Annotated in this window: 13 protein-coding genes; 3 read left to right on the top strand and 10 right to left on the bottom strand. The window is 56.7% G+C overall.

Annotated features, from left to right (window positions below):
* Positions 1-31: 31 nt before the first annotated feature.
* From GOW92_RS02770 to rocF, 3 genes are read right to left on the bottom strand one after another with little or no spacing between them, the layout of a single operon-like run.
* Complete coding sequence (locus GOW92_RS02770) at positions 32-1,075, bottom strand: ornithine cyclodeaminase (RefSeq protein ID WP_170557773.1); 1,044 nt, start codon at positions 1,073-1,075, stop codon at positions 32-34.
* Between the two features lie 6 nt (positions 1,076-1,081).
* Positions 1,082-2,002, bottom strand: coding sequence for a citrulline utilization hydrolase CtlX (gene ctlX / locus GOW92_RS02765; RefSeq protein ID WP_170557771.1), 921 nt, complete (start codon positions 2,000-2,002; stop codon positions 1,082-1,084).
* Positions 2,002-2,922, bottom strand: a complete 921-nt coding sequence (gene rocF / locus GOW92_RS02760; RefSeq protein ID WP_170557769.1) for an arginase — start codon at positions 2,920-2,922, stop codon at positions 2,002-2,004. Before rocF ends, ctlX begins: the two co-directional genes overlap by 1 nt.
* An 86-nt stretch (positions 2,923-3,008) precedes the next feature.
* Here rocF and GOW92_RS02755 point away from each other — a divergent pair, with 86 nt between their 5' ends.
* Together GOW92_RS02755 and mprF are read left to right on the top strand one after the other, a co-directional pair.
* Positions 3,009-3,437, top strand: a complete 429-nt coding sequence (locus GOW92_RS02755; protein WP_170412437.1) for an Lrp/AsnC family transcriptional regulator — start codon at positions 3,009-3,011, stop codon at positions 3,435-3,437.
* 98 nt (positions 3,438-3,535) lie between these two features.
* Positions 3,536-6,145 carry a bifunctional lysylphosphatidylglycerol flippase/synthetase MprF gene (mprF, locus tag GOW92_RS02750; protein WP_170557768.1) on the top strand — a complete coding sequence of 870 codons (2,610 nt, stop codon included), beginning with the start codon at positions 3,536-3,538 and terminating at the stop codon, positions 6,143-6,145.
* A 3-nt stretch (positions 6,146-6,148) separates the two neighbouring features.
* Here the strand turns inward: mprF and GOW92_RS02745 are convergent, their stop codons facing one another.
* From GOW92_RS02745 to GOW92_RS02720, 6 genes are all read right to left on the bottom strand, one after another.
* Positions 6,149-7,711: an efflux transporter outer membrane subunit gene (locus GOW92_RS02745; protein WP_170557766.1), complete on the bottom strand. Its 1,563-nt coding sequence runs from the start codon at positions 7,709-7,711 to the stop codon at positions 6,149-6,151.
* A gap of 11 nt (positions 7,712-7,722) precedes the next feature.
* The gene (locus tag GOW92_RS02740) at positions 7,723-8,868 is read right to left on the bottom strand and encodes an HlyD family secretion protein (protein WP_170557748.1); all 1,146 of its coding nucleotides are present in this window, start codon (positions 8,866-8,868) and stop codon (positions 7,723-7,725) included.
* Between the two features lie 21 nt (positions 8,869-8,889).
* Complete coding sequence (locus GOW92_RS02735) at positions 8,890-9,252, bottom strand: DUF3302 domain-containing protein (protein ID WP_058273813.1); 363 nt, start codon at positions 9,250-9,252, stop codon at positions 8,890-8,892.
* A 34-nt stretch (positions 9,253-9,286) separates the two neighbouring features.
* The gene (locus GOW92_RS02730) at positions 9,287-9,859 is read right to left on the bottom strand and encodes a disulfide bond formation protein B (RefSeq protein WP_254452878.1); all 573 of its coding nucleotides are present in this window, start codon (positions 9,857-9,859) and stop codon (positions 9,287-9,289) included.
* 5 nt (positions 9,860-9,864) lie between these two features.
* Positions 9,865-10,020 (bottom strand): DUF5993 family protein, encoded by a 156-nt coding sequence (locus GOW92_RS02725; protein ID WP_170557747.1) that lies wholly within the window; start codon positions 10,018-10,020, stop codon positions 9,865-9,867.
* Between the two features lie 115 nt (positions 10,021-10,135).
* Complete coding sequence (locus GOW92_RS02720) at positions 10,136-10,897, bottom strand: DeoR/GlpR family DNA-binding transcription regulator (protein WP_170557746.1); 762 nt, start codon at positions 10,895-10,897, stop codon at positions 10,136-10,138.
* Between the two features lie 195 nt (positions 10,898-11,092).
* On the opposite strand from GOW92_RS02720, the gene glpD reads away from it, so the two are divergent.
* Positions 11,093-12,685 (top strand): glycerol-3-phosphate dehydrogenase, encoded by a 1,593-nt coding sequence (gene glpD, locus GOW92_RS02715; RefSeq protein ID WP_170557745.1) that lies wholly within the window; start codon positions 11,093-11,095, stop codon positions 12,683-12,685.
* A gap of 45 nt (positions 12,686-12,730) precedes the next feature.
* Here the strand turns inward: glpD and GOW92_RS02710 are convergent, their stop codons facing one another.
* Positions 12,731-15,868 carry an efflux RND transporter permease subunit gene (locus GOW92_RS02710; RefSeq protein ID WP_170557744.1) on the bottom strand — a complete coding sequence of 1,046 codons (3,138 nt, stop codon included), beginning with the start codon at positions 15,866-15,868 and terminating at the stop codon, positions 12,731-12,733.
* Between the last annotated feature and the right edge of the window lie 2 nt (positions 15,869-15,870).

The raw sequence follows: 15,870 nt of genomic DNA, 5'->3' as shown, positions 1-15,870 counted from the left end.
CGGGGGTTAGTTGATGCGAAGTGCGGGTTCTTCAGCTCGCCCGCATCAGCATCCCATACAGATCCCGTGGATCATCCGGATCGGCCAGCATGTCCAAAGGTTCAAAGAAATCAGTGCCTTTGATGGCGGACTGGATGTAGCACAAGGCCGAGAAATCTTCGATCGCGAAGCCGACGCTGTCGAACAAGGTGATCTGGCGATCATCGCGTCGACCTTGGGCCTGACCGGTCATAACTTGCCACATCTCGGTCACCGGGTGGTCGTCTTCCAACGCCTGAATCTCGCCCTCGATGCGTGTTTGTTCGGGGTATTCGACGAAGATCTCAGACCGCAGAAGGATGTCTCGGTGCAACTCGGTCTTGCCGGGACAGTCTCCGCCAATGGCGTTGATATGCACGCCCGGTCCAACCATGTTGTCGGTCAGGATCGTTGCATATTTCTTATCCGCTGTGCAGGTGGTGATGATTTGCGCGCCTTCGATGGCGTCTTCGGGCGTTTTGCACAGCACGACCGTCAGTCCGGTGTTCTTGAGGTTCGCTGCACACTTCTCGGTCGCTGCGTGATCGGTGTCATACAGACGTACGGTGTCAATTCCACACATGGCCTTGAACGCCAAACATTGGAATTCAGACTGCGCGCCGTTGCCGATCATCGCCATGACGCGCGAGTTTTTCGGGGCCAGATAACTGCCCACCAACGCTGAAGTCGCGGCGGTGCGTAGCGCGGTCAACATTGTCATCTCGGTCAACAGGGTCGGGTAGCCGGTGTAAACGTCAGCCAGGAGGCCGAAGGCGGTGACGGTCTGCAGCCCCTCGGACGTGTTCTTTGGGTGGCCGTTGACGTACTTGAACCCGTAGGCCTCGCCATCCGAGGTCGGCATCAGCTCAATCACGCCATGGGGTGAGTGGGCCGGGATGCGGGGGGTTTTGTCAAAGCTCTCCCAGCGTTTGAAGTCGGATTCAATCTGAGCTGCGATCTGAGTGATCATCTTTTCAAGCCCGATGTGGTGCACCAGCCGCATCATGTTGTCGACGGATACAAAGGGCACAAGCGCCTTGTCAGAAGGTTGCATCATGGTCTCCTATCGGCGGGAAAGGTGGATGCCGGCGATCATGCAGCGTACTGACCCCCCGGCTGTTTCTATGGTTGGAACTGACAATGGCAGCAGAGTGGCGCTGTCTTCGATAATGTCGGTCTGTTGGGGTGTCAGCGCATCTTTGGCGCGGCTGGAAAGAGCCAGCACGAGCCCATCACGACCACTAAGCTCGATGGTGTTTCCGGCAAAGTCTGCGATCTGGTCATGGGACAGATCAATTACGGTGCGACCGGATTCTTCCAATCGCGCCTGTACGGTCGCGCGGCGTTCGGCATCGATGATCATGTCGAGGCAGATCAGTGCATAATGTGTGCCGATCCCCATCAGGACATTGGTGTGATAAACGTCTCGGCCTGCGTCGTCCCTAGCTTCGAACGCGATGGGTTCGTAGTTGAAGTTCGTGCAGAACCGCTCCAACAAAACGGGATCAGCGCGGTTTGACTTGACCGTGTAAGCGATGCGGCCGACGTGATCGAGAACCATTGCTCCGGTACCTTCCAGTGCGAGATCGTCCTGTTCCAGCCCCGAATAATCGATCACGTCCTGAACGCGGTATTCCTGTTTCAGCAACTCGATAACATCTGTGCGGCGTTCGCGTCGACGCGACGGAACAAACATAGGATAGATCGCAACGTGCCCGCCGGGATGTGTCGAGAACCAGTTGTTGGGAAAGACACTGTCCGGCGTGTTCTGTTGACCGTGATCATCGAATACATGAACTGTGACGCCTGCATCGCGCAGTTGCTCGACTGCGCGATCATGTTCATCGCGCGCGGCTGCTGAAGTCGCTTCAGCGGATCGGTGTGCCAGTGTCTGAAACGCATTGTCATGGCGAGTCTCTGGGTTCGACACAAACTCGTGCGGTCGAACCATGACGACAGCGGAAGGAGATTGCAGAGAATTCATCAGAAACTCCGGGTCGGGCGGTCGAAGATTCGGCGCCCAAGCAGAGATGCGGCCAGATCGACCATCAGTTTTGCAGTACGTCCACGCTCATCCAGAAACGGGTTCAGTTCGACCAGATCCAGTGAACAGACCAGACCGCTTTCGTGCAGCAGTTCCATCACCAGATGGGCTTCGCGTTCGGTTGCGCCGCCGGGAACGGTGGTGCCCACGGCAGGGGCAATGGAGGGATCAAGAAAATCGACATCAAGCGACACGTGCAAAATACCATTTGCTGCGCGAACGCGGTCAAGGAAGGCGATCAAGGGCGTTTTGATGCCGTGCTCGTCAATGCTGCGCATGTCAGCCAGCATGGCTTGATCCTGTTCCAGCCTTGCGCGTTCTGCAGGGTCCACCGATCGAAGGCCAATCATGCCCACGCGATCCGTTGGAACCGGGGCAGGTAAGGGCGGGAAGGCGTCAAAGCCCTGCTGCCCGGTGAAATATGCGACCGGCGTTCCGTGAAGATTGCCGCTGCCGGTGCTGTCGGGCGTGTGAAAGTCGCTATGAGCATCGAGCCAAAGTACAAATAGCGGTCGCCCGATCCGGTCGGCGTGCGCGGCCATGCCTGCAACCGTACCCATGGACAAGGCGTGGTCGCCGCCCATGAAAATCGGCAGACCCTTTGGCGCGGTTTCCTGCGCAGCGCGGCTCAGGGCGCTGGTCCAGCCGATGCACTCGGGCAGGGCTACTAGGTGGGGGTGTTCCGGTACATCTGACGGGTCGGCGCTGATATTGCCGATATCCGTCACTTGGTGCCCAAGATCTGTCAGAGCTTGTTCCAGACCGGCCACCCGATAGGCGTCCGGTCCCATGCGGCAGCCCTGGCGACGTTTGCCCGCATCCATCGGCGCGCCGACCAGTGTTATGTTTTGAGTATCCATATGATTATCTACCCATTCGTGATGGCTTGCGAAAAGGCAGCAAAATGTTCAAAATGGCATCCTGATAAACGAATTGAGAAGTAGTTATGGACGATTTGGATAGCAGGCTGCTCAGCGCCTTACATCGGGACGCGCGCGCATCGCTGTCTGAACTGGCCGAAACGTTGGGTGTGACACGCACCACTGTCCGCAGCCGCCTGCAGCGCCTCAAACAGTCCGGCGAGATTGTTGGCTTTACCGTTCTCACCCGCCAGGACGTGGCGCAAAGCCCTGTACGCGGGTTGATGATGCTGGAAATCGAAGGCCGCGGGACTGAGCGTACAATGGCCAGAGTAGCCGCCATGCGTCAGGTGCGCGCCGTGCATTCCACCAATGGAAGTTGGGATCTGATTGCGGAAATCTGGACAGAAACCTTGGCCGAGCTGGACGAGGTTCTGTTCCAGATCCGGCGTATGGAAGGGATTACCAAGTCCGAGACTAACCTATTGCTGTCCACGCGCAAAGGTCGGGTCTGACGCCCGTAGCGCTTTGAGCTTGAACGAAATTGTGCGAAAGTCGGCCTGCGCGTTTCTATCGTGCAGAGTGTGATCGCGCCTGAGAGCAGGGACAAAGCATGGCAACTCATGAAAACGCCGAAGAACTCTGGGCTGTGCGCCTGGCCGAGCGGGTATCGGGATTTCTTGAAAAGCCCGTAGTCCGAATCGCGATACCGATTCTGGTAACCCTTATTGCCCTGACTGTCCTTCATGAACTGTCTTCGCACGTCAAATGGGCCGATGTAAAAACGGACGTCGCGAACACATCGTGGAAGCTGATGTTTTTCGCCCTGTGCTGGACGGCTGTCAGCTTTTTGTCCCTGTCACTTTACGATGTATTTGCCGTTCAAAGCGTGGCGGATGGCGAAGTCCCTTTGCCTGTTGCCGGTATGGCGGGAGCCTGCGGTTATGCCGTGTCCAATTGCCTGGGTTTTTCATACATCACTGGCACGGCAATCCGGTACCGGATCTATGCGTCTCTGGGCCTTGATCTGGGGCGTGTCGCAGGAGTGATCGCCACATCGTGGATCGCATTTTGGTCGGGTTTCATTCTACTGCTTGGCGGGTTGCTGACCTTTCACCCAGACGGGGTGTCCAAGGTTCTGCCGATAAGTGACACCGTCGAAACCGTTATTGGGCTGTGCCTGCTTGTAGGTTTTTCAACTTTGTTCATTTGGCTGTCCAAGGGGGGGCGCAGGCTGGCCACCGGTGGATTGGGGTTTAACCTACCGGGCGGCAAGTTGCCCGGATTGCTGACGCTGGCCGCGGTGGGTGACCTGTTTGGCGCATCAATGACGCTGTATGTGTTGATGCCGGATGATCTGGGGATCGGGTTCCCGTTCTTCTTCACAATCTACATTGGCGCAATTGCAGTCGGAATCCTCAGCCACGCTCCGGGCGGGATTGGTGCGTTCGAGGCCACTCTGATCGCCGGGCTAGGGGCCTCGGGTCGGTCTGACGTGATCGCGGCCCTGTTGCTTTACCGGTTGATCTATACCTTCCTGCCATTTGCAATCGCGACGTTATCCATCGCAGTGGCCTCGGCCCTGACGCACCGGCATCACATCAGCGGAGCTGCCACGTGGGTTTATCGTGTGATCCGTCCGATTGTGCCGATGGTCGCGGCCGGTGTCGCAGCTGTGGCGGGCGTCATTCTGCTGGTGTCCGGGGCGTTGCCTGCAGGCAGCGAGAACCTTAGCGCACTACGGGACTTTCTGCCTTTGTCCTTCGTCGAAGCTTCGCATCTTGCCGGAAGCGCTGTCGGCGTCCTACTGATCCTTGTTTCTCGCGGCCTGTTCCGCAAGCTGTACCGCGCATGGATAGTGGCGATGCTGCTGATGGTTGCCGGGTTCGTCGCGTCGCTGACCAAGGGCCTCGATACCCATGAGGCGATTAGCATGTTGGCGACGATCGGTTTGCTAGCCACGTTTCGCGGGGCGTTTTACCGGGTCAGCGGGGCGTCGATTTTCCGTCTGAACATCCCGTGGTTGGTCAGCGTAGTCGCCTTGCTGCTGGTCGTCTTCTGGATCGGGCTGTTTTCCTATTCACATGTCGAATATCAGAACGCCTTATGGTGGGAATTCGCTTGGAACGGCGACGCCTCGCGCTTTTTGCGATCCAGCCTTGTGGTGGCGGTTATCCTTGGCGTGGTGGCGGTGAACTCGCTCTTTGGACGCGAAGTTCCGGAACCGGTCCGGACTGAAATACCCGAAGTTGTTGAGCGCCTGGTCATGGAAAGCGAAGACACCGAGGCGCAGATTTCACTGACTGGCGACAAACAGTTCCTGATCTCGCCAGATGATGATGCATTTCTGGCCTATGCCGACACAGGCAATGCGCTAATCACCAAGGGTGAACCTGTTGGAGATGAAGCAGCCGGAAAGCAACTGATCTGGCAACTGCGTGAAATGGCGGATCGCGAAGGCAAGTTGTGCGCGTTCTACAGCGTCTCGACCAAATACCTTCCGACGTTTCTGGATCTGGGCCTGTCCATTCTGAAAATCGGAGAGGTCGCGCGCGTGCCTCTGAAAGATTTCTCTCTGGACGGCAAATCCCGCAAACGGTTTCGTCAGGCCAAGAACCGGGCCGAACGCGAAGGGTATGTGTTCGAGGTCATTCCCAAGGACAAAGTGGGCCCTTTGTTACCCGAACTGCGCAAGATTTCGGACGACTGGTTGGAGCACAAGGCGGGCGAGGAAAAGGGTTTCGCGTTGGGCGGGTTTGACGATGAGTACCTGTCTTACTTCGATTTTGCGGTCCTGAAAAAAGCGGATACCGGAAAGATCGTGGCCTTTGCCAATCTCTTTCAGGGTGGGCATAAGTCCGAGCTCTCGCTGGACCTGATGCGGTATGAGCCTGACGGTTCGAACTTTATCATGGACGCTCTGTTTGCCGAGATGATGACTTGGGGCGCAGAGCAAGGGTTCCATTGGTTCTCATTGGGTGCAGCACCGTTTTCGGGGATTGAGAACCGGCAGCTGGCGTCATTCTGGAACCGTGTCGGCGGGTTCGTGTATGAACACGGCGAGCAGTTTTATCACTTTGAAGGACTGAGGTCTTTCAAGCAGAAGTTCGATCCGGAATGGAGCCCGAACTATCTGGCGAGCCCCGGCGGTCTTGCGGCGCCGCGAATCCTGTATGAGGTTAACATCCTGATTTCCGGCGGCTTGCGCGGGTTGACGAAGTAAAAGTCAGTTCAAGCTGGCGCGGGTTGGTGTTTTTTCCAGCAAATCGCCCCAATCTGTGCGGTACGCCATTTCGGCCAGAACGGTTTCGGGCAGGAATTCCTGATTCTGCCGGATCTGCCATCCGCCACCCAATCCCTTATAAACAGCGACCAGATTACTGGACACCTGCTGGCGCGCCTGGATCAGGTTCGCCTGCGACCGCAGCAGGGCCGTTTGTGTGTTCAGAATTCGGGAATAACTGGCGATGCCGTCCCGGTACTGGTCAATGGCGATTTCCGCCGCCTTGCGCGACGCGGCCACACTGTTTTCATAAAACCCGACCTGTTTGCGGGACTGCGCATAAGCGACCATCGCACTTTCGACTTCGGAATAGGCGGTAAGAACTGTGTTCTGGTAATTGGCGATCAGCGCCTGATAGGCCGCATCCTGCGAGCGCACATTGTTCTTGATCCGGCCATAGTTCAGTACGTTCCAGACAACGCCGGCATTTGCCAGTCCCGTGGTGCTGCCCGAGGAAAACAGATCCTGCCCGCCGGAGGCTTGCAGACCAATTGCACCGGACAGGACGAACTGAGGGTATAGGTCGGCCAAGGCGATCCCAACCTGCGCCGATTGCGTAGCCGCTGCCAACTCGGCCGCGCGTACGTCCGGACGGCGACGCAGAAGCTCCGCAGGGACACCTACGGAGACGTTCGAACGCGCAGACGGTATGCGCCCGGAATTGCCGAGCAGGCTGGTCATGCGGGACGGCGTGGTTCCCAGCAACACGGCCAAAGCGTTCTTGGCTTGCTGAAGATCACTTTCAATCTCTGGGACCAAAGCCTTGGTGTTGTTCAACAAGGCCAGCGATTCCTGAACGTCCAGTTCGGTCGTGACGCCGTTGTTAAACCGCAATTGGGTCAGATCCGCTGATTCCTGTTGCAGTTTGATGTTGTCGCGCGCCACGGCCAGCGACTCCTGCAAAGCACGGATGTTGACATACAGGGCGGCAACATCGCCGGTCAGAGTAACAAGCGCGTCGTCATAGTTGGCCACTTGCAAAGCCAGATTGGACCGGGCGGCCTGAACACCGCGACGTTGCTGGCCCCAGACATCCAATTCCCATTGGGCATCAAACCCGACCTGCGAGGTCGAAAACTCGGTATCCAGCGGGATGATCCGACGGATATCGGAAATCGGCCCGAGGTTATCGCTGACCTGACGGCGTTCAATAGAGGCACCAATGGCTTGTGATTGAGGATAAAGCTCGCCGAACGCGATGCCCAACTGCGCGCGCGCCTGCAAAACGCGGGCACCGGCGACCTGTAGGTCAAGGTTCTGGGCATAAGCCTCAGCGATCAGCTTGTTGAGGGTGGGGTCGTTGAAGGTCTCCCACCATTTTACCACAGGCGCGCTGCGCGAAGTCAGTCCGCTTTGACCCGCACTTGGGCTGTTGACCTCGATCCACTGTTTTACGACCGGAGAGTTCGGGCGCACGAAATCCGGGCCAACTGGCGTGCAGCCAACCAACAGGGCGGCGCATAGGGCCGCTCCCATCAGTCGGCGGTATAGTCTGGCCCGGGTCATCGCAATTGTCCTTAGATATCCAGTGGTCGAATGAAGTTGGCGAAGGAATACAGCCGGATGTTGATCCGCCTCAGGAACTCAAAACTTTTCCCCTGCCCAGTATAGATCGCCACGGCTGCGTGGCCACCGGCGGGAAAGGTATGCCCGTCCGGGATGTCGACCGAAATCTGGACCGCGATGCGTCCGGGCAGTTTGGGCAGTTCAAAACCGGGCAGGCGGCCCGATGGCAGGTACTGACCCTGTCGGGTTGCCCACCAGATAGCCTCGACCTTGCCGGTCAGAATTTCTCCAGGATACAGATCAAGGGCAACCTCAACGGGTTGGCCGACCTCGACAAATTTCAGGTTCTGCTGTCGGTACGTGGCCAGAATGTACGGATTGTCCTTGGTGACAAAGCTGGCGATGGCGCCCAGACGGATATCGCCGACGACCAGACCGGGACGCGCCTGTTGAGACACGATCATCCCGTCTTCGGGGGCGTAGATTGTTGTGTTGTCCAGAAAGTACTGGGCTTTGTCCAATTGCGCTTGCGCCTGAAGAATACCCGTGTTCACCCCGTCAATCTGAGAATCCAGCGCCAGTTGCGCCTTTTCCAGATTTGCCGTGGCCTCTTTGACCTGAGCCTGATCCTCGGTGACCTGTTCATTCCAGCGATCCAGCTCGTCCTGACGGGCACCGCCAGCGGGTACAAGGTTTTCGTATCGGGCCTTTTGAGTTCTTGCATATGCCAGCTGCGCGTTGGCACGTTCAATCGCTTCGGCCGCGGCAATAACGTCCTGTTCGAGTATCTTGGCGTTCTGCTCTGCCGCCACAAGTTGCGCTGTGGCTTCCTCAACCTCCAGCGCGAACACCGTGTCATCAAAGCGGTACAACGGATCACCCTTCTTGACCTCGGCATTGGGTTCAACCAGCACCTCGGTCAGGATGGTTGGTTCCGTCAGACGGGGCACGATCTGGATGGTCGAACGCACAACATGGCTATCGATGGAAAACGGCTGAAAGAACCGAAGGGCAACCAGAAATATCAGCAGCAGATGCGCGCCCACCCAGAAGGATACGATGCCCCACATGATGTTGAACTTCAGCCACTGGAACTTGAAGAAGATAAGCCAGACAAAAATGATGTAGAAAAGCGTAATGCCTAGGGCGACAAACATATTCGGTAGTTTCCTTTGGCCTTAGCTCTTTTTCGTCTCTTCCGGATCAAGCGGGTCGCGGTATTCTTCCGTCAACTCACCGCCCAAGCGTTTGATTTCTTTGCGAACAGCTTCACGTTCATCATCGGGCATCCGGCGGATATCGACTACCGTGCCGTCGTGGAAAGCCCAGATAAACGCATGCACCCATGGCACTATGGCCAGAAACCCCATCCATCCCATTATTTTTATGGCTTCGGCATGCGGGTGATTGCGTTTAATCGCGATGCGGCCTGGCAGGCCCATCACAAACAGAAACAGCGCCATTACGGCGGCCAATAACAAAATCAGCGCAACAAATGTCAGGTAGTCATAGTAGCCCAGCGGCTGCCCAAGTAGCCCCATCTTCGTGCCTCCGTTCGGGAAGGTTTCCCCATCCTCAGTTGTTGGTGCCCAGTTCGTCAATCAATTTGTAGCTGGTTGGCGGGTCGGCGCAAATGCCTGGACCACACTCAAGCAGAGTTGAGCCGGCATTTAGAACCGCCAGGCCCAGCATGACGAAAAAGGCCGTTTTGGCCAGAGTGCTTCCACCAAAACGCGGCTGATCTGAGGTATCGTCAGCGTATTGGCGATCAAACAGCAGCATGACCGCAGTTCCCAATAGGATCAGGAAAAAGCAGATAGCCGCCCAGGTGTAGTAATGCAGTCCCAATACGGGTGAACCGTAATGGCCGGTGCCCGGAACGATATGCAGAAGGATCTGACGCACAGATACGCTTCCGCCGTAAAGCGCAGCGATCAACATCAAGGCATAGTGCTGCGGCCGCGCGCCGTAGAGCAGATTCAATCCCAGACCAACCCCCACGGCAACAAAACCAACGCGCTGCAGTAGGCAAAGCGGGCAGGGCAACTCGTAAAGCGAGAGTTGGTAAATATAGGCCAACAGCAGCACGAGGCTGACGGCCAGCATGCCGATGGCATTCAGGGTTCTGGACAGTTCCGGTGTCATCATCACCCCTACAGTTGGATTGTCAGTTGGGAAGTGGCGTGGAATTTCAGCCAGTACACACTCAACGCCAGCGTGATAAAAAACAGCGCATTGGCTGCAGTTTTTTGTCGAAAATAATTCAGCCCCATGACGGCTGTAAGTAACGCAAATAAAAGCGCTATCATGGCCCGGTTCTCCCATTCCATGCTACGAACGCAATACAGGGATACTGTCAGGCACAAGGAAGGCTGGCAAGAAAAGTTTCACCAAGTTCGCCTTTTGCGCGAAACACTTAGAAGGCTATTTGCAAACGCGCAGGGTAGTCTTCCACTCCTGACACCTGTTGCTCAAACGGTCCGGCAAAGGCTGGTCTGTGTAGAACGTGTCGATCTCAGCCAATGAGGTGATACGGGCCGGCGCGGCACGCTGGAACTTTGAGTGGTCGGCTACAAGAAAAGTGCGCCGCGTCTGAGCTAGGATCGTTTGGCTGACATGCACCTCTTGAAAATCGAAGTCTAGCAGATCGCCGTCAGCATCCAGTGCGGAGCAGCCAACGATTGCATAATCGAATTTGAATTGCCGGATGGTCGAGACCGTCAGATTACCGATTAGCCCGCCATCCGACCGCCGCAACACACCACCGGCGACCACGATTTCGCATTCGACGTTCTCTGCCAGAATATTGGCGACGTTCATATTGTTTGTGACGACCATCAGGTCCTTATGTTTCATCAACTGGCGCGCGACAGCTTCGGTCGAGGTGCCGATGTTCATAAAAACGGATGCACCATCGGGGATGTCTTTTGCACAGGTCGAGGCAATGCGCGCCTTGGCTTCATCGTTCAGGGCGCGACGGTCCTCATAGCCAATATTCGACACACCCGAGCGTATGACGGCGCCGCCGTGAACCCGATCCAGTTTGCCCATATCGGCCAGTTCGGACAGATCGCGACGAATAGTCTGAACAGTGACCCCGAATTGTGCAGCCAGCTCTTCTACCATGACGCGGCCATCCTGTTTGGCGATGTTCAAAATGTCTGACTGACGGAAGGAAAGGGACATGGTGAGCTCCGAAGCGAAGATTGTGTTCGTTTTTGTTCTAAAATTCAGCTTTCTCCAAGAGCGTTGTTCGAAAATCCCTATAAAATAATTAGATGTGTGGCGCCAAAGCGAAAAAAAACGAAAGAATACGTTGACGAAACGCGGGTTCATCGGGTTAATGAACCCGTTTTTTTCAACAAAGAGAATCATCCGGACATGGAACGGCACACGGACAAGGTCACGGACCTCTTCATCATTGGCGGCGGGATCAACGGTTGCGGTATCGCGCGCGACGCTGCCGGTCGCGGATTGTCCGTGACATTGGCAGAGATGAACGATCTTGCCTCGGCGACCTCATCGGCTTCGACCAAGCTGTTTCACGGCGGCTTGAGGTATCTGGAATACTTCGAGTTCCGCCTTGTGCGTGAGGCGCTGATCGAGCGTGAAACACTCTTGCGGGCAATGCCGCATATCAGTTGGCCAATGCGTTTTGTGTTGCCCTATCACAAGGATATGAGGTTCGATTCTGAAACGCCGACTTCTCGTCTTCTCAGCACGGTGATGCCGTGGATGCGTGGACGCCGCCCGGCTTGGCTGATCCGTTTGGGCTTGTTCCTGTATGACAATCTGGGTGGACGTAAGATCTTGCCAGGGACAACCTCTCTGAATTTGCAAAATGCACCGGAAGGTGGGCCGCTGCAGGACAAGTTCCACACAGCTTACGAATACTCGGACTGCTGGATCGAGGATTCCCGGCTGGTGGTGCTAAACGCCCGCGACGCCGAGGCACGCGGAGCACTTGTCCTTGTTCAGACCGAAGTACTGTCGGCTAAGCGTGCGGACGATCTGTGGGAGATCACGATCCGCGATAAGCAGACCGGTGACACGCAGATGGTGCAGGCTAAAATGCTGATCAACGCTGGTGGGCCTTGGGTTGGGGACATCATCCAGAACAAGATCCACGTTGACTCTCGCGAGGGCGTGCGACTTGTGCGCGGCAGCCATATCGTGACGCCCAAGCTTTTTGATCACGACAAATGCTATTTCTTTCAGGGCGAAGATGGGCGGATCATTTTCGCCATCCCCTATGAACGGGATTTTACACTGATCGGAACAACAGATCAGGACCACCCGGACGCCGATGCGCCGCCGACCTGTACAGAGGCAGAGCAGGACTATCTTTGTGCCTTTGCTTCGAAGTACTTCGAAAAACCGGTCACCCGCGATGACATTGTGTGGACTTACTCCGGGGTGCGCCCATTGTATGACGACGGGGCCAGCAGCGCCACGGCCGCGACGCGTGATTATACGCTGAAAGTTGACGCACAGGGTGGGGCGCCCGTGCTGAATGTCTTTGGTGGTAAGATCACCACGTATCGTCGTCTGGCCGAAAGCGCGATGGATAAAGTGTCGGAACATTTTCCTGATCTTCCCGGTCCCTGGACCGCAGGTGTATCACTTCCGGGCGGGGACTTTCCTGTAGGCGGTGTGCAGGGCTTGGTTGAGGCACTTTTGACCAACTACACCTTCCTGGATCGCGGTTGGGCAGAACGTCTGGTGCGTGCCTATGGCACTGAGGCCAAAGTGATTTTGGGTGATGCCAAATCGGCATCCGATCTGGGAGAGGATTTCGGTGCTACGCTGACGGCGCAGGAATTGGAGTGGCTGATGGACAAGGAATATGCGCGTTCGGCTGAGGATGTTGTTTGGCGCAGAAACAAGATGGGCCTGCGGCTAAACGCCGATCAGATCGCGCGCATTCAAAGCTGGATGGATCACCGCCAAGTCCCTGCCGCGGCGACAGCCTGACCCAAGAAAAAAGCCCCGCCAGATTGGCGGGGCTTTTTGTTTCAATCAGGCCGCTTCTTCTGAAGGACCCGGATCGTCCTTGGTTCCTTTGATCCATTCCCGGAACCCTTGCAGCAGGGCGTAGAGAACCGGCACGAGGATCACGCCCACCAGAGTGGCCGCCAACATCCCGCCGAACACGGCGACACCAATGGCTTTTTGGCTGGCTGCGCCCGCGCCGCTGGCCGCCAACAATGGAACAACACCCAGCAGGAAGGACAAGGCCGTCATCATCACCGCGCGGAAACGCTGGAAGGCGGCCTCGGCAGCGGCATCTTTGACCGACAACCCCTTGGCACGTTGCTCCATCGCGAATTCAACGATCAGGATGCCGTTCTTCGATGCCAACCCCACAAGCATGATCATCCCGATCTGCGTATACAGGTTGATATCACTACCCACGATGGCCACGGCCGCCACCGCCCCGAACAGGGCGACGATCACGGATAGCAGAATCGAGACGGGTAAGGTCCAGCTTTCGTATTGCCCAACAAGGAACAAGTAACCGAACAGGATCGCGAGCCCCAGGATGATGACCACAAGACCACCGGTTGCCAATTGTTGCTGCGCGGTTCCGGTCCACTCAAAGGCATAGCCCGGCGGTAGGGCGGTCGTGGATTCCTCGGTCATTACGTTGATCGCGTCACCGGTGGAAAGCCCCGGAGCGGGAACCGCCGTCACGGTTGCTGAACGGAACAGGTTGTGACGTTTCAGCAAGACCGGACCCAGTACGTTTTCAACGTCGATGAGCGTGCCCAGAGGCACCATCTCACCCTTGGTCGATCGCACATACAGGTTCGCGATATCCTCGACATTGTCACGATAAGACCCGTCGGCCTGGATCATCACGCGATAGACCCGACCAAAAAGGTTGAAGTCGTTCACGTAGTATGAGCCCAACTGTGCTTGCATAGTCTGGAACACCTCGGCCACCGACACCTGTAGCGTCTTGGCCTTTTCCCGGTCCAGATCCACGAAAAGCTGCGGAACGTTGGCCCGGAATGTGGTGTAGGCTTGCCCGATTTCCGCCCGTTGATTTGCCGAATATACAAAGGAACCGACCGCAGAAGCCAAATCCTGAGGCGAGCCGCCGCCCGTCTGCTGAACCTCCATCTCAACACCGGCTGACATACCGAGACCCTGAATGGGTGGTGGGTTGAAGGCCACGATCGAGGCCGCGGATTCGCCATTTGCAATGGCCAAAACCTTGGCGAGGATGGCGTTTGCACTCAGGTCGTCTTCCTGCCGCAGATCCCAGTTGTCGAGGTTGACAAAGATCGCCGCGCCGTTGGTGGTTGTGCCGTTCAACAACGAGAAGCCGTTGATCAGAACGGTACTGGACACGCCTGGGATCTGTTGAATCTGTTCGTCGACCCGGGCTGAAACGGCCTCGGTCCGCTCCAGGGTCGCCGCGTCGGGCAACTGGATGTCAACAAACAGATAGCCGTTATCCTCAAGAGGAAGAAATCCGCTTGAGGTGTTGGACATAATTGTGCCTGTACCTACGGCGAAGGCCGCAATCATACCCAGCCCGACAATGGGAAGTATAAGCAGCTTACGCACAATGGCGACATAACCGCTGCGGATGGTGCCGATAAAGCTCTCGAACACGGCCAACAGTCCTTTGGGCGGGCCGGAACGGGCTTTCAGAACCAATCCGCACAACGCCGGCGACAAAGTCAACGCGTTGATCGACGAGATCACCACCGCGGTCGAGATCGTCACGGCGAACTGTGAGTACAATCGCCCCGAGATGCCGGGCATGAATGTCACGGGGACGAACACCGCCAGCAGAACCAGCGTGGTGGCAATCACCGGACCGGTGATTTGCCCCATGGCTTTGCGCGTCGCCTCGGCAGGGGGCAACCCTTCGTCCGCGATGATCCGTTCGACGTTTTCAACCACAACGATGGCGTCATCCACCACGATCCCGATAGCCAAAACCAGGGCGAACAGCGAAATCGTGTTCAACGACATGCCGAACAGCAGCAGGAAGGCGAATGTCCCGATCAATGAGACCGGGATCGCAACCGCCGGAATGATCGTTGCGCGCCAGCTTCCAAGGAAAACGAAGACGACAGAGATAACTAGGATAAAGGTCAGGATCAGGGTCGAGACCACATCATTCAGCGACTGCTCAACAAAGTCCGTTGTGTTGAAGGGAACATCATATTCCACATCTGTCGGGAAGGAACGAGACAAACGTTCCAGCTCGGCCTCCACTCGGTCCGACACGGCCAGCGCGTTCGCACCGGGTGCCTGATAGATGCCAATAACAGTTGCAGGGACGCTATCAAAGTAACCCGAGGCCGCATAGTACTCGGCACCCAGCTCGACCCGCGCAATGTCCTTGATGCGCACGATTGAACCCGCATCTCCGGTACGGATAACAATGTCGCCGAATTCGGCGGCCGAGGTCAGGCGGCCTTTGGTCTTGATCGTGTACTGAAAGGTCTGCCCCTCCGGCACCGGAGGCGCCCCGATTGAACCGGCCGAAACTTCGACGTTTTGTTCCCGAATTGCGTTGATCACGTCACCCGGAGTGATGGACAAAGCGGCCATTTGGTCCGGGTCCATCCAGATCCGCATTGCGTATTCCAGATTGGTCAGAACGTCCGCTTTACCTACACCCTGAACACGTGCCAGAGCGTCTTTCAGGTTGATCGACGCATAGTTCGACAGGAAGACACTATCATACGTCTCGTTCGGTGAGGTCAGCGTTACCAGCAACAGCATGTTTGTTGAGGCTTTTTGTGTGACCACACCAGAAGATGTCACTTCGGCGGGCAGGGATGACATGGCCTGTGCCACGCGGTTCTGCACGTTGACTGACGCGATATCCGGGTCGGTCCCAACTTCGAACGTGACATTCAGTGAATAGGACCCGTTGTCGGACGACGTTGACGTCATGTAGATCATGTCGTCCACACCGTTGACCTGCGCCTCAATCGGGGCGGCGACGGTGTTTTCCACGGTTTCGGCGTTCGCGCCGGTATAGGTGGTCGTCACACTGACGACGGGTGGAGTGATGTCAGGGAACTGGGCGACTGGCAGAACTAAATAGCCGATGCCGCCCATGATCGTAAGGACCAGCGAAATGACAAGTGCCAGCTTTGGCCGGCTGATAAACAGGGCAGAGAACATCT

The sequence above is a fragment of the Ruegeria atlantica genome (genome assembly GCF_013032505.1).
In the GTDB taxonomy this organism is placed as follows: Bacteria; Pseudomonadota; Alphaproteobacteria; order Rhodobacterales; family Rhodobacteraceae; genus Ruegeria; species Ruegeria atlantica_F.
This window is presented reverse-complemented; position numbering and strand designations above follow the sequence as displayed.

Excerpts from the sequence above, each read along its gene's own strand:
- GOW92_RS02730 (WP_254452878.1), bottom strand. The coding sequence starts at position 9,859 with ATGATGACACCGGAACTGTCCAGAACCCTGAATGCCATCGGCATGCTG.
- GOW92_RS02745 (WP_170557766.1), bottom strand. The coding sequence starts at position 7,711 with ATGACCCGGGCCAGACTATACCGCCGACTGATGGGAGCGGCCCTATGC.
- GOW92_RS02710 (WP_170557744.1), bottom strand. The coding sequence starts at position 15,868 with ATGTTCTCTGCCCTGTTTATCAGCCGGCCAAAGCTGGCACTTGTCATT.
- GOW92_RS02770 (WP_170557773.1), bottom strand. The coding sequence starts at position 1,075 with ATGATGCAACCTTCTGACAAGGCGCTTGTGCCCTTTGTATCCGTCGAC.
- glpD (WP_170557745.1), top strand. The coding sequence starts at position 11,093 with ATGGAACGGCACACGGACAAGGTCACGGACCTCTTCATCATTGGCGGC.
- rocF (WP_170557769.1), bottom strand. The coding sequence starts at position 2,922 with ATGGATACTCAAAACATAACACTGGTCGGCGCGCCGATGGATGCGGGC.
- GOW92_RS02735 (WP_058273813.1), bottom strand. The coding sequence starts at position 9,252 with ATGGGGCTACTTGGGCAGCCGCTGGGCTACTATGACTACCTGACATTT.
- GOW92_RS02740 (WP_170557748.1), bottom strand. The coding sequence starts at position 8,868 with ATGTTTGTCGCCCTAGGCATTACGCTTTTCTACATCATTTTTGTCTGG.
- GOW92_RS02755 (WP_170412437.1), top strand. The coding sequence starts at position 3,009 with ATGGACGATTTGGATAGCAGGCTGCTCAGCGCCTTACATCGGGACGCG.
- mprF (WP_170557768.1), top strand. The coding sequence starts at position 3,536 with ATGGCAACTCATGAAAACGCCGAAGAACTCTGGGCTGTGCGCCTGGCC.
- ctlX (WP_170557771.1), bottom strand. The coding sequence starts at position 2,002 with ATGAATTCTCTGCAATCTCCTTCCGCTGTCGTCATGGTTCGACCGCAC.
- GOW92_RS02720 (WP_170557746.1), bottom strand. The coding sequence starts at position 10,897 with ATGTCCCTTTCCTTCCGTCAGTCAGACATTTTGAACATCGCCAAACAG.
- GOW92_RS02725 (WP_170557747.1), bottom strand. The coding sequence starts at position 10,020 with ATGATAGCGCTTTTATTTGCGTTACTTACAGCCGTCATGGGGCTGAAT.